Below are 25,144 nucleotides of genomic sequence, written 5' to 3'. Positions count from 1 at the left end.
CTGCAGCAAGGCAGCACGTTCTCAAAATATTAAAATAGAAATATTTAGAGGCTAAAAAATATCTTGTGTTTGAATATAAAAAATTTCTGAATAGTTTACTTTGTATCATTGATGATTACTTTCGATGAAAGTATATTTAATCCTGTTTCTAATGCTAAGGAAAAAATATCTTTTACTTTAGCTAGAGGATCTAAGATTCCTGAAGCAATCAGATCTTCAATTTGCTGAGAAAGGACATTCATTCCGAGACTTGGAGTCGATAACGATATGAGTTTATTGATAACAACCTTATTATCTAATTTTAAATTCTTGATTAATTGCTCTAAAGGCGCTCGGCAGCATGCTTGTATAACATTCATGGCTCCTCGTTCTTCTTCGGACACTTTATCTTCTTCACATAGATTTAAAGAAGCATAGAATAAGCCCGCACCACCTCCAGGAATATAACCTTTATCTAAGGCAGATGTTAATGTAGAGAGCGCTAGGGAATAGAAAAATTTATTTTCTTCTCGGACAGGAACAATAGCAACGGAACTTTGTAATCGATGCTTTCTTTTTATTAATGAGGTTTTTGTTTCTTGAGAATAGCTAGTGCGTATTTCTTCCTCTATTTGATGTATTTTCAATGCTAGAACTTCAGACACACTATTTCCACGAATAATTACTGTTTCTTCTTGAGAGATTTCTACAGAGACACAAGAACCTAAAGATGCGCATTCGGGTAGTTGCATAGCTGGAGAAAAATTTTGAGAGAAAACCGTAGTTCCTGTGAATAAAGTGATGTCTTCGAAAAAAGTTGGATCAAGAGAGGGATCATTCAAATCAACAACAACAATTTGTAGAAGGTTCTCAAATTTGTTTGCCATGAATGTGGCAAGAGCATCTTGATCTATACCCTTACAGAAAATAAGCAGCTGTTCATCATTCTCTTGTAATTCTTGTAGTAGAGGAAGAAAGCTAAGTATTGAAGTGATTTTCTTATCGGTAACAAAGATGCGGGGATGAGAAAGTATGACTGTACGTTGTGTGGATTGAGAAATAAAATAAGGAGATAGATAACCACGCGGGATTTTTAATCCCTGAGTGACCTGTGTATTCGATACTCCGAGCTGCGACAATAAAATAAATCCTTCAGAACCTACAGCTGAAAAAGCTTCTGCCAACTCTGTGGCAATTGTAAGATCAGGAAAAGCAGAAAAGATGATCCCCTTGGCTTTATTACTATCTTTTAAGGGCCAAGAATGTGTTCCCAAGGATGTTAGAAGTTTTTCTCCCATTTTTTTTAAAGCAGAACAAAGCTTATACAGGGATAAACCTCGATCTAAAAGAAAATAGCTTTCCTTAAGAAGAGTGTAGAGTAAAATGATACCAGTAGTGACACCATCAAGATATTTCTTATGGATTTTCTTTGCCATGGCTTTGGCAAAATCTACGCCAATATTTTCGTGAGGATCCGCCAGGGTTATACGAGATAAAGCTAGATAACCTTCATTTTCGAAAAAAGATAGCGACGAAGTAAGAGGTCCGTAGTGATCCTTAATAGAATGGAAAACTTTGTCTATCCCAAGGAAAAGTTTTTTATCTGTATCATACAGGGAATTTTCCTTGTCTAACATTGGTAGCCTCTAAAGAAGTTTTAAGTAAAACTCACACTACCAAGTCATTTTTTAGAGTACAATACCTTAGATGAAAAGAAAGGTGGCACCCGGAATCGAACCGGGGATAGAGGCTTTGCAGGCCTCGGCCTTACCGCTTGGCTATGCCACCAAAAAAACGCAAGGAAATCCTAGTTTAAGCGAAATACGATTTTATAGTCAGTAGGAAATCTTGCGAGAGTATCATAAGGTTGCTTGCATTCATGTAGTATATTTATTTATATTAACGAACAGGATGTTTGAAATACTCTCTGATTTAATCCTAGAACTCATAAATGATATGTCTATTCTAACAGTATAGTTTTGATTAGATGTATTTTAATAAGAGACAAAAGGCTGAGGAATGCGATCTATCTTATTAGAAGATTGGGTATCGTTAATGCTATCCGATGTGAAATATCCAAGGTCTGGGAAAAAGATTTCTGGAGTTGCTATTGATAGTCGTCAGGTACATCCGGGGGACTTATTCTTTGCTCTTGCTGGACAGTATACAGACGGGCATCGGTTTCTTAAACAAGCAGCTCAAGCTGGAGCTGTAGCGGCAATTGTTTCTAGGGATTATTGTGGAGATGCGTTTGGTTTAGAATTAATTGTTGTTAATGACACAACGGAAGCATTGAAAGAAGCAGGAGAAAATCAAAGTCATTTATTTCAGGGAACGATCGTTGGTATTACCGGATCTATTGGAAAGACAACTACAAAAGTATTTGCGAGAACTTTCCTTTCCTCAGTATATAGAGTATATGCCAGTCCTAAAAGCTATAACTCCCAACTTACTGTTCCTTTAAGCTTATTAATGGCTGACGGTGATGAGGATTTTATAATTTTGGAAATGGGAGTTTCTGAACCAGGAAATATGAAGGATTTACTTTCTATAGTAGAACCTGAAGTTTCTGTAATTACCAATGTGGTGGACCAACATGCTATGAATTTTTCTGATAAAGGAGTTCAAGGCATTGCTGAAGAAAAAGGGCATATCTTACGAAATAGTCGTGTACAACTTCTCCCTAAAGATTCTCCTTGGTATTCTCACTTTATAAAACAGTCCCCATCTTCTGAGAAGTTCTCCTTTGCTTTTCATGACGAAACTGCTGATTTTTATTATAAGGCTATTCGCAAGGATAGCGTGATTATAAGTACTCCTGAAGGCGATATAGATTTTGCAATTTCTTTACCCTATCAGCCAGCCTACAGTAATTTATTAATAGCTCTATCTTTGGCTTGGCTTCTTGATGTTCCTGTTGATAGGATTGTCCACTCTTGTTGTGATTTGCAACTCCCCCCCATGCGTTTTGAGCAAAGCATACGAAATGGTGTTCAAGTAATCAATGATGCCTATAATGCCTGCCCTGAAGCGATGATTGCTGCTTTAGATGCGATTCCTAATCCTTCGGAAGGTAGGAAAGTTATACTTATCTTAGGGCATATGGCAGAATTAGGAAATTATTCTGAGGAAGGTCATACCGTTGTTGCTAAAAAAGCTTTATCAAAAGCGAGTATTATTTTCTTCATTGGAGAAAAATGGTTGCCGATTCAGCATTTATTAAAATATGGTCCTTGTGAAGTTTCTTTCCATCCATCTGCTCAGAGTATAGAAGAGATTTTAAAGAAAGTTGTTCAGCAAGGAGATATTGTCTTGTTAAAAGGATCACGATCTTTAGCTTTAGAGTCTCTATTAAGCTGTTTTTAATTTTTAATACTTTACTTATGAGTTCTGTATTTCCTTATTTTAATGAATCGTGGATTTTATTATTAACCACGGTATTTGGCCTAGCATTTCTCCTGGGGATTTTCTTAGGGAAACCCATGATATACTGGTTAAAGAAACAAAATCATTACAATCAAGTGCATAAAGATTACTGTAAGAAGCTAGAGATTCTTCATCAGGATAAAAAGCACACACCTACAGCTGGAGGGATAATCTTTTGTATTGTCTTACTAACCACTGTGTTCTTTTGGCTCCCTTTAGAGAAACTTTCAACATGGCTGTTTCTATTTCTGATAGTCAGTTGGGGAACTTTAGGGTGGTATGACGATATAGTAAAAAAGAGAAGAAAAAAAGGACATGGTATAACAGCAAAACAGAAATTTATTTTACAGCTGTTGATTTCTATGCTCACAATTCTAGCTATATTTTCTTTATATAAAGGTAGCTCCCTATTTTGCACATTAAAGGTTCCTTTTTTTGGAGCTATTTCTTTTGGACATAGTATTTTAAGCAAACTTTTTTATTTTGCTTTAGCAATGCTAGCAATTGTAGGGACTAGCAACGCTGTAAATCTTACAGATGGTCTCGATGGTTTGGCAGCAGGAACTACATGTATGAGCGCTTTTGGTTTGCTAGTAGTTGCTATTACAGATCCGACAATTCCTTTAGCGCAAGATGTGTCTATATTATTAGCTGCATTGGTAGGAGTAAGCTTTGCTTTCTTAAAATACAATCGTTCTCCTGCTCAGGTATTTATGGGTGATACAGGTTCCTTGCTTATAGGAGGGGTATTAGGTAGTTGTGCTGTTATGCTTCGTGCGGAATTGCTTTTAATTTTATTGGGCGGTGTTTTTGTTGCAGAAGCTGGATCAGTAATTTTACAAGTTGGTAGTTATCGATTGAGGGAAAAGCGTATTTTTCTATGTTCCCCTCTACATCATCATTATGAGTATAAAGGTATTCCAGAGACGAAAGTTGTCCTGCGTTTTTATATGGCAGGATTCATCTGTATGATTGTAGGGATTGCCGCCGCCTTATGGAGATAGTTTGTGAATAACCAACGTGTTATAGTTTTAGGAGCTGGAGTTACAGGAAGATCCGTAGCAGAATTTCTGTATAATCGAGGGGATTATATTATAGGAATCGATAGATCTTTAAATGCTCTAAATTCTTGTAGTTTCTTTTGCGAGCGTTATCTAGATAACACTGAGGAATTTCCTGAACATATAGATCTATTTGTGCGTTCCCCGGGGATCAAATCTTCGCATCGTTTAGTAACTGAAGCAAAACGTAGAAATATTCCCATCGTGACTGATGTTCAGATTGCTTTTCAAGATTCGGAATTTCATCAATATCCTTCTATTGGAATTACAGGATCTACAGGAAAAACAACAACAGTATTGTTTTTAGTCCATTTACTACGTTCTTTAGGAACAAATGCTTTTGCTATGGGGAATATAGGTGTACCTATTCTTCAGGCAATGCATCAAAAAGGTATTCGTGTTGTTGAAATTAGTTCTTTTCAATTGGCTGAGCAAGAAATAGAGGTGCCTGTACTATCAGGAGCTGCTATTTTAAATATTTCTGATAATCATTTAGATTATCATCAAACTTTACAAGCTTATAGCGAAGCGAAAAATAACATTGCTAAATGTTTGCAATCATCTAAGTCTTTATGGGTTGGGGAAGGCATTTCATCTGGAAAATCCTATTTGGATTATACTAAAGAAATAACTTCAATTTTAGATAAAGGAAGTGCATTAAAACCACTATACTTGCATGATATGAATAATTATTGCGCGGCTTACACTTTAGCTAATGAGATATCCAACATTCCTTTGGAAGGGTTTTTACAGGCAATTCAAACCTTTGATAAACCTCCCCATAGAATAGAATATCTGGGAGAAAAAGATGGCGTGCGTTATATCAATGATAGTAAGGCTACAACTATGAGCTCTGTAGAAAAAGCTCTGATAGCTGTGAAAGAAAACATCATTGTTATTTTGGGCGGAAGGAATAAGGGAAGTAACTTTACTTCTTTGATTCCAGTCCTTACTCAAACGGTAAAACATATTGTGGCTATGGGGGAATGTCGAAACGAAATTACCCAAGCTTTATCTAGTAGTCTTCCTTTAACTCAAGCCCGAGATCTACAAGAAGCAGTAAGCATAGCCCAGAGTATCGCACAACCTGGTGATGTAATACTATTATCTCCTGGGTGTGCCAGTTTTGATCAGTTTCAGAGCTTTGAGGAACGAGGAGATTGCTTTAGGCAATTGGTTGGTGACATGGAGGCATTAAAAATATGAACCGTAGAGATACGATTATAATTGCAACTTTAGTGAATGCAGTTTTGGTGCTAGTATTATTCACTACAGCAAAACATTCTGATAAGAAAAATACAGATGTATTGCTTCCTCCTTTACCAGCAAAGCTTGTTGAAGTTGTCCCTACTTCTATAGAAAAAGCACAAGAAAAAATAGAAAAGGTTGAAAAACCTACCGTAGAGACTGTTCCTCAACGTGTTTCTAAAGAGGAATTGGCAGTGCAGTTTGCAGAAAATAAACCTGTAGTTGTCAAAACTCCTCCAGCACCTAATGTTCCTCAAACAACTCCTTCCGTTCCGATTGTAAATCCTATATCTCATGAACCAAAAGACCAAGTTGTTAAAGAAGCTCCTAAAAAAGAAGCTTATGCAACGGTTATTGTGAAAAAAGGAGATTTTCTAGAGCGTATTGCTAAGGCAAATCATACGACTGTAGCTATTCTCATGCAGATTAATGATCTATCTTCTACACAATTGAAGATAGGCCAGGTATTAAAGGTGCCCGTGTCTGATAAGCAAGAAGAAGCTAAAAAACCTCAGGTGAAAGTCTCCAGCGCTGAAGATTTCTATACTGTTCAGGAAGGCGATAGTCCTTGGACTATAGCTTTACGTAATCATATCCGTCTTGAAGACTTGCTAAGGATGAATGATCTTGATGAGCATAAGGCGCGCAAACTTAGACCTGGAGATCAATTGCGCATACGATAATCTATCTCTAGGCCCAATATGAAGTGGTTCATTGTTTCATGTTTATTAGGGATTTTTTCTCTAGGTCTAGTTATGGTTTTCGATACTTCCTCAGCCGAAATTCTAGATCGTTCTCTACCTTGCAGTACGCATAAAGCTCTAATTCGTCAGATTACGTATCTATTATTAGGACTGAGTCTTTCTTCTTTAGTTTATATGACAGGATGGAAAGATTTTCTAAAAATGAGTCCTACATTATTGCTTATTGCAGGAATAGCTCTTATTGCTGTTTTAATTCCTGGGATAGGAGTATGTAGGAATGGCGCCAAACGTTGGTTAGGTATAGGACAACTTACCTTACAGCCTTCTGAATTTGTGAAGTACCTTGTCCCTTGTGTGGCTATAGAATATCTCGTTTCCCGTCCTCAATATCGAGAAAATTTTAAATCATTCCTTAAGCTAACTACAACGTTGTTCATTCCTATTCTATTGATTGCTATAGAGCCTGATAATGGTTCTGCAGCTGTAATTGCTTTTTCTCTTATTCCCGTATTTATTATGACAGCTGTACGGCTACGGTATTGGTTACTTCCTTTGTTATGTATCCTTGTTGTTGGAGGTGCTCTTGCTTATAGGATGCCTTACGTGAGGCATCGCTTAAATGTCTATCTCCATCCAGAGTTGGATATTAAAGGGCGAGGCCATCAACCGTATCAGGCAAAAATTGCTGCGGGATCAGGAGGATTATTGGGCAAGGGGCCAGGAGCAAGTTTACAAAAGCTTACTTACTTGCCCGAAGCGCAAAATGACTATATCGCTGCTATATATGCTGAGGAATTTGGTTTCATTGGTATGCTGCTTTTGATTCTGCTGTACATGTATTTTGTTTATGGCGGTTATGTGGTTGCTATTCGAGCGTCTTCTTTAGAAGCAGCTTCGTTAGCAATAGCTATTACAGTAATTATCGGGATGCAAGCTTTCATGAATTTAGGTGTTGTATCAGGATTATTACCAAGTAAGGGAGTAAATCTTCCTTTTTTCAGTCAAGGAGGATCCTCTTTGATTGCTAATATGTGTGGTGTTACTTTGCTATTAAGGGTGTGTGATGAAGAAAATCAACAAAATAGCTTTAGCCGTCGGAGGATCGGGAGGACATATAGTTCCAGCTCTAGCAACAAGAGAAGCATTTTGTAAAGAGGGTATAGACGTTCTTCTTTTGGGGAAGGGATTAGATAATCATCCGAATCTTTATGAACAAGATGTACACTATAAAGAAATCCCCTCGGGTTTGCCGGTAATTTCTAATCCTCTAATGGCTATCCGTAGAACATGTTCCTTATATAAAGGATACAAGAAAGCTAAAAAAGAGCTTATGATTTTTGACCCCGATGTTGTCATTGGATTTGGTAGTTATCATTCTCTTCCTGTATTGGTGGCAGCACTAAAAAAGAAAATTCCTATATTTTTACATGAGCAAAATCTTGTCCCTGGTAAAGTCAATAGGCTCTTCTCACGTTTTGCTAAAGGTGTAGGAGTATCGTTCTCTCCGGTAACTAGAAATTTTCGTTGTCCTTCACAAGAGATCTCGTTGCCAAAAAGAGCCTTCTCTTCTTTCAGTCCTATTGTAGAACGTCTCACATCGCATTCTCCAACAGTGTGTGTTGTGGGGGGCTCTCAAGGAGCCAAAACATTAAACGATTATGTTCCATCTGCTCTTGTAGATGTTGCTAAGGATTATCCGAATATGTATGTTCATCATATTGCAGGACCTAAGGGTGATGTTGTTTCTATACAGCATGTCTACAGTCGTGGTGATGTATCTTTCTGTGTAAAACATTTCGAACAAGATATGCTCAATGTTTTACTTTCATCAGATCTGGTAATTAGTCGCGCAGGAGCTACAATTTTAGATGAGTTGTTATGGGCGCAAAGTCCTTCGATACTCATACCATATCCAGGAGCTTACGGACATCAGGAAGAAAATGCAAAGTTTCTTGTCTATACTATAGGGGGAGGATCGATGATTTTAGAAAAACAGCTTTCCCAAGAAGTTTTGACTAAAAATATTTTACTTGCTCTAGATTCTGAAACTATTAAAAATAGGCGAGAGGCGCTGCGAGCTTATTATCACAACAAATCCTCGAAGTCTTTTTATCAATTTATTTGTGAATGTTTGTAGGTAATCTATGGATAGGACAATCCACTATCATTTTATAGGTATTGGTGGCATAGGAATGAGTGGATTAGCTCATATTTTATTAGACCGTGGGTATTCCGTATCAGGTAGTGATTTAAATCAAAGTGCTATTGTAGATAAACTCATTGCTAAAGGCATAACGTATTTTCCTGGACATAAAGAAAGTCATGTTCCTGAAGATTGTATTATTATCTATGGATCGGGGATTACTAAGGATAATGTAGAATATAAGGAAGCTTTACGAAAGCAATTGCCTATATTACACCGTGCTGAGCTTCTTGCCTTTTTAATGCAAGAGCAAACCAGCATTTTAGTTTCAGGAAGTCATGGGAAAACTACCGTATCTTCACTGATTACAGCAATTTTTCAAACGGCAAAAAAAGATCCTTCTTATGCTATTGGAGGGTTGAATTCTCTATGTCTAAATGGATATTCGGGAAAGTCAAAATACTTTATTGCGGAAGCTGATGAAAGCGATGGTTCTTTAAAACACTACTTTCCTAAAGTTGCGGTAGTCACGAACTTAGACAATGAACATTTGAGTAATTTTGAAGGAAGTAAGGAAAAACTTGCATTAACGATCGAAGAGTTCTCTCGTAAAGTTGATAACCCAACCTTATGTTTTTATAATGGCGATTGTCCAGAACTTAAGGGAAGGATTTTTGGAACATCTTATGGGTTTTCTCGGGATTGTGATTTGCATATTTGTTCGCATCGTCAAGAAGAATGGTGTTCTATTTTTTCTCTATCTTTTTTGGGAAAAGATTACTTAGATATAGACCTTAACTTGATTGGTAAGCATAACGTAGCAAATGCTGCGGTAGCTGTAGGTGTAGCATTAACTTTTGGTATAGAAGAGGAAAGCATTAGAGAAGCTCTGAAAAATTTTTCTGGAGTACAAAGACGTATGGAAAGAAAAAATATTTCTGAGAGATTCTTGTTTCTTGAGGATTATGCCCACCATCCTTCTGAGATTTCTTGTACCTTAAGAGCGCTACGAGATGCCGTAGGATTGCGTCGTATAGTTGCTATATGTCAACCTCATAGGTTTTCTAGATTACAATATTGTTTAGATGAGTTTTTTAGTGCTTTTCAAGATGCTGATGAGGTAATTCTTACAGATATCTATAGTGCAGGAGAAACGCCTTTAGATTTACCTTCTCCTGAGAGGCTAGCGGAGACAATTTCTTTATCTTCTCATGTTTGCTGTACCTATGTTCCCTATGATAATGTTGTAGAGTATTTGAAACGAGAAATCCGCGTTCATGATGTCTGTGTATCTTTAGGAGCAGGGAATATTTATGCTATAGGAAATGCTTTAAAGGATTTTGAGCCTAAGAAATTATCCATAGGAGTAGTTTGCGGGGGGCAATCTTGCGAACATGATATCTCTTTATTATCCGCAAGAAATGTTATTCAATATCTTTCTTCACAATATTATGATGTGCAATATTTCGTTATTAATCGACAGGGGTTGTGGTCGAAAGTAGCGAATCTTGATGAAGGAAGTTGTTGTGAGAGGATGGGGCATCATGTGCTATCTTCAGAAATTGCCGAGACTTTAGTTGGTTTAGATTTTATTCTTCCAATTTTACATGGTCCTTGTGGGGAAGACGGTACGCTTCAAGGCTTCTTAGAAATTATCGATAAGCCTTATGGAGGGCCATCATTGCTCTTTTCAGCTATCAGTATGGATAAGATTATGACAAAACGTCTTGCAGCTTCTGTAGGGATCCCTGTAGTTCCTTATCAACCGTTAACTTTACATGCCTGGAAACGGACTCCAGAATTATGTATGCACAGAATTTTAGAAACTTTTACTTTTCCTATGTTTGTGAAAACAGCTCATTTAGGATCAAGTATCGGTGTATTTGAAGTTCATAATGAAACAGAGCTAAAATTAAAAATATCAGAAGCATTTCTATACGATACCGACGTATTTATCGAAGAGAACCGTTTAGGATCTCGAGAAATCGAAGTGTCTTGTCTTGGTGATGCGTGCAGTTGTTACTATATTTCTGAACCACACGAGCGTCGCGGATCAAAAGGATTTATTGATTACGAAGAGAAATACGGATTAAATGGTAAATCTAGTGCTAAAATACAATATGATCTAGATCTTTCTGAAGAATCTAAAACACGAGTGAAAGAATTTACAGAACGTATGTATCGTGTTATTCAAGGTAAAGGATCTTGTAGAATCGATTTCTTTTTAGATAGAGAAGGAAATTTTTGGCTTTCTGAAATGAATCCTATTCCAGGAATGACAGAATCTAGTCCATTTTTACATGATTTTGTGCGTTTGGGATGGACTTTCGAAAAAGTCGTGCATCAACTAATTATAGCGGGATTACATAAGTTTGATCAGAAAACAAAAGTCAGCAGCACTTTTAATAAGCAATGCTTACTAAGCGCGAAGAGCTAAAAACTCCGTGAAGGGGTTTTTAGCTATTGCCAAACTCTATTTATGAAATGTAGAAAAGTAGTGAATATTATTCAGAATGGTGATTATGGCTGCATTTGTGATGAGTTGAAGATCCTTCCGTACCTTCCTCATCAGCTGAATAGCAGTTGCCTCGGCCACAACATTGATGGGCCATTCCTAAGTTGTTAGAGTTGTTTGAATCAAGACAAAAATTACTAGAAGCATCCTCGTCTTCGTCAACAGATTCCCTGCTGCCTTCGGGCTGAATCAAGTCGATTTGTATCTTCTTTTTTAATCTCGCGCACACACGTCTAAGAATAGTTCTTAGTGCGTGTATGGTATTTCCTCGTCTACCTATGATCTTCCCTATATCATCGGGAGCCACACGTATCTCTAGCTTTATAGATTCACCTGACTCATCCTGAATAGAACGAATTTCCACAGCTTCAGGATCAGCAACTAAATTCTTTACGATATATGCTACAAACTCTTCCATAAAATCCAAATTAAATTGAGATGTGGAAAAAAAGAAGTAAGACACTTACGTATCCTTCAAAGTTCCGGAAAAGATTATATCTATTTTAGAAAAAACGTCAAGATTTATTCATTCCTGAGGCATTTGTGGGGCAGTTTCTAGAGATAGCCATTCTAAATATTGCTCATTTCCATTATCAATTTTAACAAAAATGATTTCAGGAACATCATAAGAACATAGGGATTGAATGATTGTAGAAATTTCTGAAAATCGAGCAGATGTTGTTTTGATTTGTATTTGATATTCTTCGGAAACACAGAGTTTACCTTTCCACATATAAGTAGATTTTCCTTTTTGGAAAATATGAACACAGGCAGCAAGCTTCTGAATCACTAAAGCATTAGAAATATTCTCGGCTTCTTCTTGAGAAGATAACTGGGTAAAAATGATTATGGGGGTCATATCTTACTTAGTAATAAATGATTGTGAAATCTTAAATCATAAATATAGGGTTGTTGAGAGTCAATCACAGCACTATTTTGAGTGAGATGATAATTTTTCAATCCCTCACGTAGTGTATGGTATTGGAATCTTAAAAGATTCCCTGAAGATAGAGAGACTGTTATCTCCATAGGATACATTTCGGTAAGGGACAAATCGATAACTACAGGAGGGTCTTCTTTGAGGTCTTCAATGAGAAGAGTCGCGATGTCTAATTTCCATGAAGGTAAAATAGTAAGATTTAAATCTTTTTTAGAAAAAAAGATTTCGGGAAGTTTCTGAGATTTGAAGAAAGGCTGGCAGGGGAATTGTTCTCCTGAATGATTAATTAAAGTATTGGTTTGATTTCCTAGATAGCCAATTGGAGAATGCAGAGAATAAAAGATGATAATTCCTTTATTATCTGGAATCTTTTCTACAGCTATAGAAGAAAATATACCTAGATCTTTTAAAGTAGCCTCTGCTTTCTTAGTTATAAATTGATGCAGAAACGTTGGATGATCTGCTGAGAGTTGTAGTGTTTCTGAAAAAATGACTTCAGGAATTCTAGAAGGAGATGATGAAACTAGGAAAATATTTTTAATCGGGAGAGCTTTTGTTGTTGGAAATGAAAAAGTCTCGGGAAACAAAAGCCAATGAATGATAGGGATAAAAATCAGTGTGCTAAGGAAAATGCACAGTAATGCATAAGAGATAGAGTATCTCGGTCCAGGAGAAAAAAGCATTTTTATAAAGCTTCTTACCATGGGTGTGCATTGTTTTTTATTTTTATCGTAAATAATATCGCTAATATTTGCGAGATACTATTTGGAGTTTCTTTTATGGATTGGTTAACTAAACAGTATGGTGATATTCTTGTTGTTTCTTTGGAGGGAGCTTTAGATGCTGTTTCTGTGCCAAAGGCGGAAGCATTTCTGGATAAGAAAGTGCAGGAAGGCAAGCATAAAATGGTGCTGAATTTTCAACAAGTTACTTATATGAGTAGTGCAGGTATCCGTCTTTTATTTTCACTGTCTAGATTATTACAGTCTCGCCAAGGTCTTCTTTGTATTTGTTGTGTTCAAGATGTAGTTGCGGATGTTATTCGCATAGCAGGTGTTGACCAATTGTTGCCTGTTTGTCAATCAGAACAAGAATGTTTTACTAAATTCTAATCCTATTGCATATGCGTGCTCCTGAATTTCAATCTAGTGCTGTAACATCTACAGGATATGATGTCTGCTTAGATTTACAAAAGTCATTTGCAAAACTGTTTAAACGTACTGTGATTTTACTTTCAGGACCCACAGGATCGGGTAAAACGGATGTTTCTTTATGGCTAGCGCCTATGGTTGATGGTGAAATTATCTCCGTAGATTCCATGCAAGTTTATCGTGGCATGGATATTGGTACAGCAAAAGTGTCTATAGAAGCTAGACAACGAATTCCTCATTATTTAATAGATATCTGTCATGTCCAAGAACCTTTTAATGCTGTAGATTTTTATTATCAGGCTATGCAGGCATGTCAAAATATTCTTTCTAGGAATAAAGTCCCTATCCTTGTTGGGGGATCTGGATTTTATTTTCATACTTTTCTTTCGGGGCCTCCCGAAGGACCTCCCGCAGATCGTGAATTTCGAGATCAGCTTGCTTTTTATATTCGTGAACATGGTTTGTCATTTTTATATGAAAATCTTTGTCAGAAAGATCCTGAATATGCGCAGAGCATTACAAAGAATGATAAGAATAAAATCATTCGTGCTTTAGAAATTATCCATTTCACAGGCAAGAAGGTTTCGGAGCATAACTGGAGCATGGAGGTTCAAGAATCTAGGGAATATAATTGCCGAGGTTGGTTTTTATCGTCCCCAAAAGAGCTTTTGCGGGATAATATTCAATTACGTTGTCAGAAGATGCTAGAAGATAATTTAATTGATGAAGTGCATAGGTTGCTTGAGCAGGGAATAAGAGAGAACTCTTCAGCATCGAAAGCTATAGGTTATAGAGAATGGATAGAATTTATTGATCAAGGATCTCCGGAAGAATCCTATGAGGATGTGAAACAAAAATTTATTGCAAATACTTGGCAATATACCAAAAAACAAAGAACTTGGTTTAAACGTTATCCTATGTTTCGAGAGCTTTCTACTCTAGGATTGACAGCAGAAGCTATAGCAGAAAAAATTGCAGAAGATTATTTCCTTCATGGTTGATGTGCAGGTATCTCTATATGTTCATAGAACGTATTTCTTTCTACAGGAATGAAACCTTCAGAAGTAATCATTGCGCGGGTTTCCTCTTCTGAACTTTTTAAAGTCCATCCCGTACATTTATGAACGCTTTCATCAATGATTGTCCCCCCGAAGTCATCTGCTCCATAGTGTAGCCCGCGAGCTCCTTGTTCTTTCCCTTCACCAAACCAAGAAGCTGCTATATGTTCAAAGTTATCTAAGAAGATTCGAGAGAGAGCTAAAATACGATAATACATTTCAGGGGGTGCTTGATTAGGGACTTTACGCCCTAGAGCTGTATTTCCAGACTTATAACTCCAAGGAATAAAGCTGTAGAATCCCGGAATTTCATCCTGGGCATTCCTTAGAGCTTCCAAATGTAAAAGAATGTCATGAGCGGTTTCTATATGCCCAAACATCATAGTAGCTGTTGTCTTAAAACCTAAACGATGGGCGAGCTTATGGAAGTCAATCCATCCATTGGGACTCATTTTTTTTGGTGATAAGATTTTACGTACCCGCTCAGAGAGAATCTCTGCTCCACCTCCCGGAATAGTTCTCTGTCCCGCTTCCCAAAGTTTTCTTAAAGCTTCTTCTGTGCTAATCCCTGAAACTATAGCTGCATGTGAAATTTCGACAGCAGAAAAGAAATGAGGATGTAGGGAGGGGAATTCTTTAACAGTGATATGTACTAATTCTTCGAGATAGTCTACGCCTAATCTTGGGTGAACGCCTCCTTGAAGAAGAACAGTTTTAACCCCCATAGATATATATCGTTGCATTAAAGAACGAAATTCGTCAAAAGAAAGAAGGAATGCCTCAGAGGAATGAGGCTTTCTATAAAAGGCACAAAAGGTACAATCAATTTTACAAATATTGGTGTAGTTAGGATTGGCGTCTAGGACATAAGTGACTTTATTATCAGGATAACGTTGCTCGCGCAAAATATTCGCAACTTCCTGTAGTTTCTCTAAAGGACTTGCTCTGAATAACTCCAATCCTTCGTCAAAGGAAATTCTAGTAGATAAGTTCATAAAAACGATTGACGATAATGTAGTACGGGGGCAAACTTTATCTTCTATTCATTATTTCTTTGTCAAGCCCTACACCCTAAGTTGTTATTATGGATACTTCAGACAACAGCTTTCATTCTTTAGAAGCAAAACAAGGTTCTATAGTGGTTTCTAGTGAGGAATCGAAATCCAAACGTGATGATATTTCTGACGCCGCAATGACTAATGAATCCTTTACCATATTTACTCAAGAGTTATCTGGATTTTCATTGATAGAAGAACAGGTGGCTTTTAGTTTAGAGAAAATGGAGCAAGCCTTAAGAAACAACCAAGGAGCAAATTTAAAGCTATTTTGGGCGATACGAAAGCACTGTCTTCCATTATTCCATCAAGTAGAAAACGTTGGTAAGCGTGCTGAATTTTGGCGTCGCTACATTGATTTAACGAAGGAAGGACGGCATATTAAATCCTTACAAGATGAAGAAGGGACTTTTGTTGTTGGACAGATTGAGTTAGCCATATCTTGCCTTGAGCAAGATGTAACTAGTTTCTTAGACGGAACCAATCCTCTGACAGTACAAGAAGAACAGTCTGTATTTTTAGAGACTCAGACTTTGGAAAAACGCAAGACTTTTTATAAGGATTTGCACGCCTCACTAGTTTGGTTAAGTAGTTTTTCCGCAAGAATCATTGATTTACGAAAAGAATTGATGAATGTTGGCATGCGCATGCGGCTGAAAAGTAAGTTTTTTCAACGTTTATCCTCTTTAGGGAATCAAGTATTTCCAAAAAGAAAAGAACTTATTGAGAAGGTTAGTGAAGCTTTTTCAGAAGACGTAGAATCTTTTGTTTCCAAGTTTTTTTCTCGTGCAGATAAGGATACATTAAAACGTTCCGTTTTTTTTTTACGGAAAGAAATTAAAAATCTACAGCAAGCTGCTAAATGCTTAGCTGTTTCCTCTGCCGTATTTTCTGATACCCGTTTGAAACTAAGCAAATGTTGGGATCAGCTTAAAGGTCTAGAAAAAGAAATTCGTCAGGAACAAAGTCGGTTAAGAGTCACATCGGCAGAAAACTCTAAAGATGTTCGTGAGCAATTAACAAGTACAGCTCAGATGTTGGAAGAGGGTGGTGATCTTTTCAAGATCCGCAAGGATTTAGACGCCACTGCAAAACGTATACGTGCTCTAGATTTGGTTCATGATGATGTTGTTGCCTTAAAAGCAGAATTACAAATTCTTTTTGAAAAGCTTCGAGAAAAACAGGATGCTGCAGAACAAGTTTATCAGGAGCAATTAGCTCGAGACAAACAGGTCAGACAAGAAGCTATTAAAGAATTAACTGATAAAATCCATATGTTTTCTGAAAAGTGTATTTCTGGAGATATTCATTCAGAGGCGCGTTCAGAGTGGCAAGAACTAAAAGAATCTTTAACCAAAGCAGTTTTCCTATCTGCTTCGGAAAGAATAGCTTTAGATAATCGATTAAATCTAACTTTACAGCATATAGCAGCATTTTTTGAAGAACAATTGCTGTCTTCCCCTGATTCTCGTGAAAAGCTCACAAATATGCGACAGGTTTTGTTTCAGAGACAAGAGCGTCGCAAAGAATTGAAAGATAAATTAGAGCAAGATAAAAAACTTCTTGGATCTTCGGGTCTGGATTTTGATCGCGCTATGCAATATAGTGCTCTAGTTGAGGAAGACAAACGCGCTTTAGAGGAATTGGATCAAGGGATTCTTGATCTAAAGCGACAAATTCAGCAGTTAACATGAGACGCTCTTGTATATATGCTTTTGATTTAGATGGTACATTGCTACGAGGTAATAGCAGTATAGGGTTTTATAAATACGCCTTAGGGCGTCGCTTATTCTCTTATAAAACCCTTCCCTCTTGCTGTTTGTTTTTTCTGCGTTTTCGATTTTTTTTTTTAGATTTGCCTTCATTTTATTCTCGAATCGTCTCGTCTTTACTCACAACGGTTTCTTTCGAAGAGCTTTCTTCTATAGCGGTGGAGTTTGCGCATACGCTAAATGAAAAAGATTTTTATTATCCCGCTTTAGAAAAATTTCATGAAGCTTTGGAGGATTCCTCAGGAGAAGTCATGATCTTTTCTTCATCTCCAGATTTTATTGTTCGGCCCATAGCCGAGATACTTGGGGCAAATATGTGTTATGCCTCAGGATTTCAAGAGTTTTCTAGAGGGCAAATGCTTGCAAATCAATGTCTGACTGGGGATAATAAGGCGAAAATACTTAGCCACCTTAAAAAAATAGGGCGGGCAAGAAGTCATACTTTCTCAGACCACATCTTCGACTTGCCTTTTCTTCTTCTAGGTGAGGAGAAAACAGTAGTGCGGCCTAAGGGAAGACTGAGAAAAATGGCCAGAAAGTATTATTGGAATATTATTTAACCTAAGAAAAAAAGCTCGACCTTATCCTAGATAATCGAGTATTCTCATGCCAGTTTCTATGGAATTATTTTGCTTTAATTTATTAAAAGTAATTGCCAAAGTTATTGATAACAAAAAGGGCAATAACCCTGTTGTCTTAGATGTTCGTGCCATTTCTCAGCTCACAGATTATTTTATTTTTGCTGAAGGGAATGTCGGTGTACATGTAAAAGCTTTGGCGGAGACTATCGTACAGGAATTAAAAGAATATAATCTCACTCCTTTGCATGTAGAGGGATTAAGCCATGGTGACTGGGTAGTTATAGATTACGGATTTATCGTCATTCATCTATTTGTCTCATCCATCAGAGAACAGTATCGATTGGAAGAGCTATGGAAAGACGGTTCCATTATTACATCCAAGCTTCTAGCTTCTTAACGGGGTAGAATAACTTTATGAATAAAAAACGTGTAGTAGTCACGGGATTGGGTGTTGTTTCTTGTTTAGGCAATGAAATAGACACTTTTTATGATAATCTGCTTGCTGGTATCAGTGGCGTTCATACAATCACTTCTTTTCCATGCGAAGATTATGCTACCCGTTTCGCCGCTTGGATCCCTGAATTTAATCCCGAGCCTTATTTAGATAAAAAACAAGCACGCAGAGTTGATCCTTTTATTACTTATGCGGTAGTTGCAGCTAAAAAAGCTATTGCAATGTCTCGATGGGACAAAGACAATCTTCCTGCTGATCCCCTCCGTTGCGGTGTTATCATCGGTTCTGGTATGGGAGGATTACAGACTTTAGACGAGGGTATGGAGCGTCTTATTGTAGGCAATAAGAAGCTTTCTCCATTTTTTATACCTTACATTATTACTAATATGGCTCCCGCGCTTATTGCTATGGATTTTGGACTTATGGGTCCGAATTATTCGATATCTACAGCATGCGCAACTTCGAATTATTGTATTGATGCAGCTTATCAACATCTTATTTCTGGCCGTTCTGACATGATAGTTTGTGGTGGAACTGAGGCTGCAGTAAACCGTGTTGGATTGGCCGGTTTTATTGCTAACCGAGCTTTATCGGAAAGGAATGATGCTCCTCAAGAAGCGTCTCGTCCTTGGGATAGAGATAGAGATGGTTTCGTTATAGGCGAGGGAGCTGGAGTTTTAGTTTTAGAAACTTTAGAGAACGCTTTGAAGCGAGGGGCTCCGATATATGCGGAGATACTTGGTTCGTATACTACTTGTGACGCTTTCCATATTACAGCTCCTAGGGATGATGGAGAGGGCATTACATCATGTGTTCTTGGAGCTCTAGAAAGTTCTGGTATTCCTAAAGAACGTGTAAATTATATTAATGCTCATGGAACATCAACTCCTCTAGGAGATATATCCGAAGTCTTAGCATTGAAAAAAGCTTTCGGTAGTCATGTGAAAAATTTACGAATGAATTCTACAAAATCCCTTATAGGCCATTGTCTGGGAGCTGCTGGAGGAGTCGAAGCTGTTGCAACAATTCAAGCAATCCAAACTGGAAAATTACATCCTACGATTAATTTAGAAAACCCGATTGCAGAAATTGATGATTTTGACGTAGTTGCGAACAAGGCCCAGGATTGGGATATTGACGTTGCTATGTCGAATTCTTTTGGTTTTGGTGGACATAATTCAACGATATTATTCTCGAGGTATATACCCTAATTATGATGAAGACAAAGTATGAATACTCTTTTGGTATTATTCCCATAAAGTTTTTTGGTACTCCAGATAGAAGTACACTAAAGGCTTGTTTTATCTGCCATACCCAAGGCAAGCATTGGGGATTTCCTAAAGGTCATTCTGAAGATAAAGAAGGCCCTCAGGAGGCTGCAGAAAGAGAGCTTGTTGAAGAAACAGGCTTAAGTGTAGTCAATTTTTTCCCAAAAGTTCTTGTGGAACACTACTCTTTTAATGATAACGAGGTATTTGTTCGCAAAGAAGTTACTTACTTTTTAGCAGAGGTTCAGGGGGATGTACATGCAGATCCGGATGAAATCTGTGATACTCAATGGTTAAGCATTCAAGAAGGTATGCGTTTATTGAGTTTCCCTGAGCTTAAGGATATCGCCGGAGAAGCAGATAAATTTATTAATAGTTATCTCTTCTCATTCTAAATCATGAAATGTAGGGAGAGGGGAACCTCTCCTTAAACATTTATATCGTTGTTTTCTCTCTAGAAAATTTATTTAGATAATCTTGATGAGCTAACTCGATTACCTTTTGCGCTTCTTTCTTTCCATAGATACCTACGATTTCAATTTTTGCAGGTTTGCCATGGATCAAATGCTCTGGAGTTGCTTTATAAGTTAGAAAATAGTGTTGGATCATATCGAGAACCGTGCAGGGGCAATCCGAAATATCTTGAATTTCTGAAAATACTAAATCATCTTCAAGAACAGCGATAATCTTATCGTCAGCTTCTCCAGAATCAATGATGCGTAATCCTCCGATAGGACGTGCTTGAAGTAAGATATTCCCGTGGGTGATATTCTTTTCAGTAAGCACACAGATATCTAATGGATCATCATCTCCTTGAATATTCTCTTTCAGGCTTTGTTCCCCACTATACTTTCCAGATAATTCCCCACAATATGTTCTGGGCAATAATCCGTATAGACATGGGCAGAAATTAGAAAATTTTTGAGGACGGTCTACTTTTAATAAACCCGTAACTTTGTCTAATTCAAACTTTACAGAATCTTGGGGAGTAATTTCTATATAACAGCATAGAGATTCATAGTTATCTTGAGTTAATATAGGACCGTGCCAAGGATGCATGATTGATAAAGATTGTTTCTCAGACATAAGCGACTCTCATTATAGACTTTTTTTTATTTTTTAATCTTCTGGAGGATCCTAGCGTAGCATGTGGGGAATTTTAAGAGAAGGAAGAGGGTTTGGTTAATTGACTTTTAATTAAATCTATACAATACTTGCCTATTATAATTACAAATCCTTCCACTTTAAGATTATGAAATATCCCCTAGTGTTCAAAGATATAAATATAGAAGATTATGAGCGTGTGATAGAGGTAACGTGTGAGAACGTGCAGCTACACGCGTTAATCGCTATTCATCAGACACTAGTAGGCCCCGCATTAGGCGGCGTTCGTGCTTTTGCCTACAATTCTTTTGATGATGCTCTAACAGATGTTTTGCGCTTGTCTAGAGGTATGACGTATAAAGCAATTCTCAGTGAGACAGGAACGGGGGGAGGAAAAAGCGTTATTATTCTTCCTAAAGGTATGACACGGCCTACTGAAGATATGCTCAGAGCTTTTGGTCAGGCAGTAGATTCTCTTGGTGGTCAGTATATAGCTGCTGAAGATATGGGAGTCTCTGTTAGTGACATCAATATCATCAATCAAGAGACCCCTTGGGTATGTGGTATAGAAAGTATAAGCGGTGATCCTTCAATTTATACAGCTCATGGAGTCTTTTTATGTATAAAAGAAACCGCAGAGCAGTTGTGGGGGAGTCCTTCTCTAAAGGGAAGAAAAATTGGTATACAAGGTCTTGGTGCTGTCGGTAGGAAATTATTACATTCCTTATTTTTCGAAGGCGCAGAACTTTATGTTTTTGATACGAATCAAGAAATTCTTGATGAAGTTACAAAATTCTACAGCGTAACCGTTGTTTCTAAAGACGCTTTCCCAACATTAGAATGCGACATTTTTGTTCCGTGTGCGTTTGGAGGAGTGATTAATAGAGATAATGTTTACAATTTACGTTGTCGTGCAGTTGTTGGAGCTGCAAATAACCAACTAGAAAATGGTTCTTTAGGTGCTGTGCTTCATGCTCAGGGAATATTATACGCCCCAGATTATCTAGCTAATGCTGGAGGCTTATTAAACGTAGCTCTTGCTGTTGGAAGACCATATTGTCCTAAGACAGTCCTGCAAAAGGTCAGTAAGCTTCCTGTTATTCTTAAAGAAATTTATGAACAGAGTGAAGATTCAGATCGAGATACTGTAATTCTATCCGATAGTATAGTAGAAGAAAAACTAACTACTTATGTCTAGTAAGCGAGTAGGTTTTCTTCAGGAACAATATTCAGACGTTCCTGTAGAGCTTCTAAGGTAATCCTATGAATATCCTCATTTCCAGAAGCTAGAATTATGGGGTGGTTTTCTAAAATAAAATCCTCCCTACGATAACTTAGCGGGTTCCCAAAAATATCAGAAACTATGCCTCCTGATTCTTCTACCAAAAATGCTCCCGGAGCATGATCCCAAGCTTTTGCTTGGGAAATAGCAAAAGGATAACGGATAAAAAAGTCTACAGAGCCTTCGGCAACCATAGCATATTTATACTGACTATCAACACGGCAAGCCTGAGGTTGTCCGGGGAGTGATAAACTTAGCAAACGTGTCGTATGATGTTGTTGATTACGTGCCGCTAAAGAAGCCTCACAAAACTTTCCCGTTAACGTAGTTCCAGATTTCAAATGACGTCTAGATTCAATTGCTGTACCAAACAATGAGGTGCCGTAGTCTTTAGCTGCAGAATAGATTTTAAATGTATGTGGATCTATCGACGGACAGGCCATGACAGCAAGTATAGGCTTATCCTCGTAAATTAGAGATACTGCGGTTGCAAAAAAACGATTTTTGATAAATCCGGATGTACCGTCAATAGGGTCAACGAGCCAATATAATGAAGAGATTTCTTGATAGGGTGTTAACGTCTCTATAAGATCTTCAGATGTTGCCTTAGGATCTAGCTTATGAACAAATTCTAAAATTTTATCAATTTTATGATTATCACTTATAGGATCTAGGACTTCCTCTCCTATAAATGGAATATGTGGAAAGGTTGTTGATAGTTTTTTTTGAAGACAATATTGGACAGCATAATCTGCAGGAGTAACAAAGGACCCATCGGGTTTCGTCCAGAAATGGACCAGAGGGAGGCGTTGTCGATAACGGATTAACTCGGCGATTGTTTTCTCAACTATACTTTCTGTAACTCTTTGATAATCTAACAAATGAGACGGCATAGTGATTTTTTTCCTAAGTAATAGCTAAACCATACTATCAAAAGACAGGATTATGTTAAACTTGCTAGAGGGGTTGTAAGAGAATTTGTTATGGAAAAAGGTTACCTATGATAGTTAAGATGTGGCGCACTATCTACGAAGCTACTTATGCTTTTCTCGTCGGCTCTGCTTTAAAATTGCGCTACAAGATAAAATTAGAGGGTCTAAAATCTCTAAAACCTAATCCTAATCAGGGAAGTCTATTTTTATCAAATCATGTAGCTGAAATTGATCCTGTAATTCTTGAATATTTATTTTGGCCGCGTTTTCATGTGCGTCCTCTTGCTGTGAATTATTTATTTAAGAATGCCGTAGTTCGTTGGTTCTTAAATTCTGTGGGGGCTATACCTGTTCCAACTGTTGTTCCTGGAAGAGAATGTAAAAAGACTGTCGAACAGATGGAAAAGTTTTATAATCAGACTATTAATGTCTTGGATAATAAGGGCAGTGTTTTATTGTATCCTGCTGGCAAATTATCAAGGAATGGTAAAGAAGAAATAATTAATCAGTATTCGGCATACGTGCTATTGCATAAATCTAAGGAGTGCAATGTATTTTTGATACGTATTAGCGGATTATGGGGCAGCGCTTTTTCGCGCTATAAGACTCAATCTACACCTAAGTTGGGTAGAGTATTTAAAGAAGCTATGAAAGCCCTATTACGTCGGGGATTATTCTTTATGCCAAAACGCTTTGTGAAAGTAACGATACATCAGATAGATAATGACTTCTTAAAACAATTCCCCACAAAACAGGATTTGAATGCTTTTCTTTCTTCATGGTTTAATGAGGGTAAAGAGAGTTTTCCTATAGAAGTTCCTTATGCCTAATGTAGGGGAGTTATGGTATGCATAAGCGTTGGAATTACTCTAATAAACGTCGTATAGGTTTACGAGACGGTCACACAGTTTTAGAGAAGTTTTTAAAACTCTGTTCAGAAATGCAGTCGGATGCTGGTTGTTGGGATGAACAGCTGGGGATCTTATCTTACGATGATTTGCGTAAGGCTATTATAGCCTTAGCTTTAAAAGTATCTAAATATCCTGATCAGAATATCGGGGTTATGATGCCTGCTTCTGCAGGAGCGTACATTGCCTATTTTGCTATACTATTATCTGGTAAAGTTCCTGTCATGATCAACTGGAGTCAGGGACTTCGAGAAATGGCATCCTGTATTGGACTGGCTAATGTAAATCATATCTTAACTTCTAAACAGCTTGTTGAGCATTTGCGACAGATCCATGGCGATAGTGTTGAGTATCCAGCACAACTAATTTACATGGAAACTATACGTAAACAACTCTCCCTCTGGGATAAAGTGCGCATAGCATTTTATCTTTCTCTTCCTTATCGCTGGTTACTGCGATTATTCGATATCTCAGGACAGAATGAGGAAAAAGTTGCTGTTATTTTATTTACATCAGGAACAGAGAAACTGCCTAAAGGAGTTCCATTAACACATGCGAATCTTTTAGAGAATCAGAAGGCATGTTTGAAATTCTTTGATCCTATAGAAACTGATGTCATGATGTCGTTTCTCCCCCCGTTTCATGCTTATGGATTTAATTGCTGCGCTCTTTTTCCTATGCTCGCGGGTTTACCTGTGGTTTTCTCTTACAATCCTTTGCAACCTAAAAAAATTGTAGAACTTATAGATAGAACTCATGCGACTTTCTTAGGTAGTACACCTATCTTTTTTGATTACATTTTGAAAACTGCTAGAAAACAAGACTCCTTATTAAACTCTTTACGTTTTGCAGTTATTGGCGGCGATGCTTTTAAAGATTCCTTAAGAGAGAAAGCTGAGAAAGATTTTCCGCACATTGTTCTTCGTCAAGGCTATGGAACTACAGAATGCTCTCCGGTTGTTACTATTAATAATGAAGATAGTCCGAAGGATGAATCCTGCGTTGGTATTCCCGTCCAGGGTATGGATATCATGATTGTTTCCGAGGAGACTTATGTTCCTGTATCATCGGGAGAAATAGGTTTAGTTGTCATTCGTGGGACATCTCTCTTTTCTGGTTATCTAGGAGCTGATCCCAATCAAGGATTTGTCCGGCTCGGAGGAGACAAGTGGTATGTGACAGGAGATTTAGGATACTTAGATAAAAATAGTCAGTTATTTTTAAAAGGAAGGCTTAGTCGTTTCGTAAAAATTGGTAGTGAAATGGTAAGCTTGCAAGCTTTAGAGAGCTTACTTACTGAAGGTTTCGGTCTGCCTGAAAAACAAGAAGGTATTTCGTTAATTGTTTGCGGGCTTCCCGGTGAAAAGATAAGGCTATGTTTATTCACAACGTTTTCTACGACTCTCAATGAAGTAAATGATATCCTAAAAAACTTAAAAACAAGTAGCATAATGAAGATATCCTATCAGCATCAACTGGAATCTATTCCAATGCTGGGCACAGGAAAGCCTGATTACCGAGCTTTAAATTCTCTAGCTCTTTCTCTGTTTCATGGGGACTAAA

The 25,144-nt window shown here is 37.5% G+C and carries 24 protein-coding genes and 1 tRNA gene; 17 read left to right on the top strand and 8 right to left on the bottom strand.

Going from position 1 to position 25,144, the window contains the following annotated elements:
- Window positions 1-95: 95 nt before the first annotated feature.
- Together groEL3 and H9Q19_RS01640 are read right to left on the bottom strand one after the other, a co-directional pair.
- Window positions 96-1,616: a variant chaperonin GroEL3 gene (gene groEL3 / locus H9Q19_RS01645; RefSeq protein WP_213241591.1), complete on the bottom strand. Its 1,521-nt coding sequence runs from the start codon at window positions 1,614-1,616 to the stop codon at window positions 96-98.
- 80 nt (window positions 1,617-1,696) lie between these two features.
- A tRNA-Cys gene (locus H9Q19_RS01640) sits at window positions 1,697-1,767 on the bottom strand.
- 231 nt (window positions 1,768-1,998) lie between these two features.
- Here H9Q19_RS01640 and H9Q19_RS01635 point away from each other — a divergent pair.
- Genes H9Q19_RS01635 through H9Q19_RS01605 form a run of 7 tightly spaced genes read left to right on the top strand, consistent with a single transcriptional unit; the run spans window position 1,999 to window position 10,998 of the window.
- A complete protein-coding gene (locus H9Q19_RS01635) occupies window positions 1,999-3,345 on the top strand; it encodes a UDP-N-acetylmuramoyl-tripeptide--D-alanyl-D-alanine ligase (RefSeq protein ID WP_213241589.1) in 1,347 nt (448 codons plus the stop codon).
- Between the two features lie 17 nt (window positions 3,346-3,362).
- Window positions 3,363-4,409: a phospho-N-acetylmuramoyl-pentapeptide-transferase gene (mraY, locus tag H9Q19_RS01630; RefSeq protein ID WP_213241587.1), complete on the top strand. Its 1,047-nt coding sequence runs from the start codon at window positions 3,363-3,365 to the stop codon at window positions 4,407-4,409.
- Window positions 4,410-4,412: 3 nt separating this feature from the next.
- The gene (gene murD / locus H9Q19_RS01625; protein WP_213241585.1) at window positions 4,413-5,672 is read left to right on the top strand and encodes a UDP-N-acetylmuramoyl-L-alanine--D-glutamate ligase; all 1,260 of its coding nucleotides are present in this window, start codon (window positions 4,413-4,415) and stop codon (window positions 5,670-5,672) included.
- Window positions 5,669-6,397: a lytic transglycosylase gene (locus H9Q19_RS01620; RefSeq protein WP_213241582.1), complete on the top strand. Its 729-nt coding sequence runs from the start codon at window positions 5,669-5,671 to the stop codon at window positions 6,395-6,397. Before murD ends, H9Q19_RS01620 begins: the two co-directional genes overlap by 4 nt.
- An 18-nt stretch (window positions 6,398-6,415) precedes the next feature.
- Window positions 6,416-7,570 (top strand): putative lipid II flippase FtsW, encoded by a 1,155-nt coding sequence (ftsW, locus tag H9Q19_RS01615; protein WP_213241580.1) that lies wholly within the window; start codon window positions 6,416-6,418, stop codon window positions 7,568-7,570.
- Window positions 7,479-8,555, top strand: coding sequence for an undecaprenyldiphospho-muramoylpentapeptide beta-N-acetylglucosaminyltransferase (gene murG / locus H9Q19_RS01610; protein ID WP_213241578.1), 1,077 nt, complete (start codon window positions 7,479-7,481; stop codon window positions 8,553-8,555). The genes ftsW and murG overlap by 92 nt, the downstream gene beginning before the upstream one ends.
- Before the next feature lie 7 nt (window positions 8,556-8,562).
- Window positions 8,563-10,998 carry a bifunctional UDP-N-acetylmuramate--L-alanine ligase/D-alanine--D-alanine ligase gene (locus tag H9Q19_RS01605; RefSeq protein ID WP_213241576.1) on the top strand — a complete coding sequence of 812 codons (2,436 nt, stop codon included), beginning with the start codon at window positions 8,563-8,565 and terminating at the stop codon, window positions 10,996-10,998.
- A gap of 67 nt (window positions 10,999-11,065) precedes the next feature.
- On the opposite strand, the gene H9Q19_RS01600 is transcribed toward H9Q19_RS01605, so the two are convergent.
- The 3 genes from H9Q19_RS01600 to H9Q19_RS01590 all read right to left on the bottom strand — a co-directional run bounded on the left by H9Q19_RS01600 (window position 11,066) and on the right by H9Q19_RS01590 (window position 12,720).
- Window positions 11,066-11,494: a KH domain-containing protein gene (locus tag H9Q19_RS01600; RefSeq protein ID WP_213241574.1), complete on the bottom strand. Its 429-nt coding sequence runs from the start codon at window positions 11,492-11,494 to the stop codon at window positions 11,066-11,068.
- A gap of 108 nt (window positions 11,495-11,602) precedes the next feature.
- Complete coding sequence (gene cutA / locus H9Q19_RS01595) at window positions 11,603-11,935, bottom strand: divalent-cation tolerance protein CutA (protein WP_213241572.1); 333 nt, start codon at window positions 11,933-11,935, stop codon at window positions 11,603-11,605.
- Complete coding sequence (locus H9Q19_RS01590) at window positions 11,932-12,720, bottom strand: beta/alpha barrel domain-containing protein (RefSeq protein WP_213241570.1); 789 nt, start codon at window positions 12,718-12,720, stop codon at window positions 11,932-11,934. The genes cutA and H9Q19_RS01590 overlap by 4 nt, the downstream gene beginning before the upstream one ends.
- 75 nt (window positions 12,721-12,795) lie before the next feature.
- Between H9Q19_RS01590 and H9Q19_RS01585 the strand changes: the two genes are divergently transcribed.
- Together H9Q19_RS01585 and miaA are read left to right on the top strand one after the other, a co-directional pair.
- Entirely contained in the window at window positions 12,796-13,128 is a 333-nt protein-coding gene (locus H9Q19_RS01585) for an STAS domain-containing protein (RefSeq protein WP_213241568.1), read from the top strand.
- 11 nt (window positions 13,129-13,139) lie between these two features.
- On the top strand, window positions 13,140-14,168 hold the full coding sequence (miaA, locus tag H9Q19_RS01580) for a tRNA (adenosine(37)-N6)-dimethylallyltransferase MiaA (protein WP_213241566.1): 1,029 nt from the start codon (window positions 13,140-13,142) through the stop codon (window positions 14,166-14,168).
- Here the strand turns inward: miaA and mqnC are convergent.
- Window positions 14,159-15,220 carry a cyclic dehypoxanthinyl futalosine synthase gene (gene mqnC, locus H9Q19_RS01575; protein ID WP_213241564.1) on the bottom strand — a complete coding sequence of 354 codons (1,062 nt, stop codon included), beginning with the start codon at window positions 15,218-15,220 and terminating at the stop codon, window positions 14,159-14,161. The two genes, miaA and mqnC, sit on opposite strands and share 10 nt — an antisense overlap.
- A gap of 89 nt (window positions 15,221-15,309) precedes the next feature.
- Between mqnC and H9Q19_RS01570 the strand changes: the two genes are divergently transcribed.
- The 5 genes from H9Q19_RS01570 to H9Q19_RS01550 are packed head-to-tail and all read left to right on the top strand — an operon-like array spanning window position 15,310 to window position 19,750.
- Entirely contained in the window at window positions 15,310-16,974 is a 1,665-nt protein-coding gene (locus H9Q19_RS01570) for a coiled-coil domain-containing protein (protein ID WP_213241562.1), read from the top strand.
- Window positions 16,971-17,612 carry an HAD-IB family phosphatase gene (locus H9Q19_RS01565; protein ID WP_213241561.1) on the top strand — a complete coding sequence of 214 codons (642 nt, stop codon included), beginning with the start codon at window positions 16,971-16,973 and terminating at the stop codon, window positions 17,610-17,612. Before H9Q19_RS01570 ends, H9Q19_RS01565 begins: the two co-directional genes overlap by 4 nt.
- Window positions 17,613-17,670: 58 nt before the next feature.
- Window positions 17,671-18,030 carry a ribosome silencing factor gene (gene rsfS, locus H9Q19_RS01560; protein ID WP_213242019.1) on the top strand — a complete coding sequence of 120 codons (360 nt, stop codon included), beginning with the start codon at window positions 17,671-17,673 and terminating at the stop codon, window positions 18,028-18,030.
- A gap of 17 nt (window positions 18,031-18,047) precedes the next feature.
- The gene (gene fabF / locus H9Q19_RS01555) at window positions 18,048-19,298 is read left to right on the top strand and encodes a beta-ketoacyl-ACP synthase II (protein ID WP_213241560.1); all 1,251 of its coding nucleotides are present in this window, start codon (window positions 18,048-18,050) and stop codon (window positions 19,296-19,298) included.
- 2 nt (window positions 19,299-19,300) lie between these two features.
- Window positions 19,301-19,750 carry a bis(5'-nucleosyl)-tetraphosphatase gene (locus H9Q19_RS01550; RefSeq protein ID WP_213241559.1) on the top strand — a complete coding sequence of 150 codons (450 nt, stop codon included), beginning with the start codon at window positions 19,301-19,303 and terminating at the stop codon, window positions 19,748-19,750.
- Between the two features lie 40 nt (window positions 19,751-19,790).
- Here H9Q19_RS01550 and H9Q19_RS01545 read toward each other — a convergent pair whose 3' ends face one another.
- Window positions 19,791-20,441, bottom strand: coding sequence for an inorganic pyrophosphatase (locus tag H9Q19_RS01545; RefSeq protein WP_213241558.1), 651 nt, complete (start codon window positions 20,439-20,441; stop codon window positions 19,791-19,793).
- A gap of 166 nt (window positions 20,442-20,607) precedes the next feature.
- On the opposite strand from H9Q19_RS01545, the gene H9Q19_RS01540 reads away from it, so the two are divergent.
- Window positions 20,608-21,657, top strand: coding sequence for a Glu/Leu/Phe/Val dehydrogenase family protein (locus H9Q19_RS01540; RefSeq protein ID WP_213241557.1), 1,050 nt, complete (start codon window positions 20,608-20,610; stop codon window positions 21,655-21,657).
- Here the strand turns inward: H9Q19_RS01540 and H9Q19_RS01535 are convergent.
- On the bottom strand, window positions 21,654-22,634 hold the full coding sequence (locus H9Q19_RS01535; protein ID WP_213241556.1) for an inositol monophosphatase family protein: 981 nt from the start codon (window positions 22,632-22,634) through the stop codon (window positions 21,654-21,656). The genes H9Q19_RS01540 and H9Q19_RS01535 overlap by 4 nt on opposite strands.
- A gap of 107 nt (window positions 22,635-22,741) precedes the next feature.
- Here H9Q19_RS01535 and H9Q19_RS01530 point away from each other — a divergent pair, with 107 nt between their 5' ends.
- Both H9Q19_RS01530 and H9Q19_RS01525 read left to right on the top strand, forming a co-directional pair.
- Window positions 22,742-23,503, top strand: coding sequence for a lysophospholipid acyltransferase family protein (locus tag H9Q19_RS01530; RefSeq protein ID WP_213241555.1), 762 nt, complete (start codon window positions 22,742-22,744; stop codon window positions 23,501-23,503).
- Between the two features lie 17 nt (window positions 23,504-23,520).
- Window positions 23,521-25,143 (top strand): AMP-binding protein, encoded by a 1,623-nt coding sequence (locus H9Q19_RS01525; RefSeq protein ID WP_213241554.1) that lies wholly within the window; start codon window positions 23,521-23,523, stop codon window positions 25,141-25,143.
- Window position 25,144 lies beyond the last annotated feature (1 nt).

The organism is Chlamydia crocodili, from assembly GCF_018343815.1.
In the GTDB taxonomy this organism is placed as follows: domain Bacteria; phylum Chlamydiota; class Chlamydiia; order Chlamydiales; family Chlamydiaceae; genus Chlamydia; species Chlamydia crocodili.
Note: the sequence above shows the minus strand (reverse complement) of the source record. Positions and strands in the feature narration are given on the sequence as shown.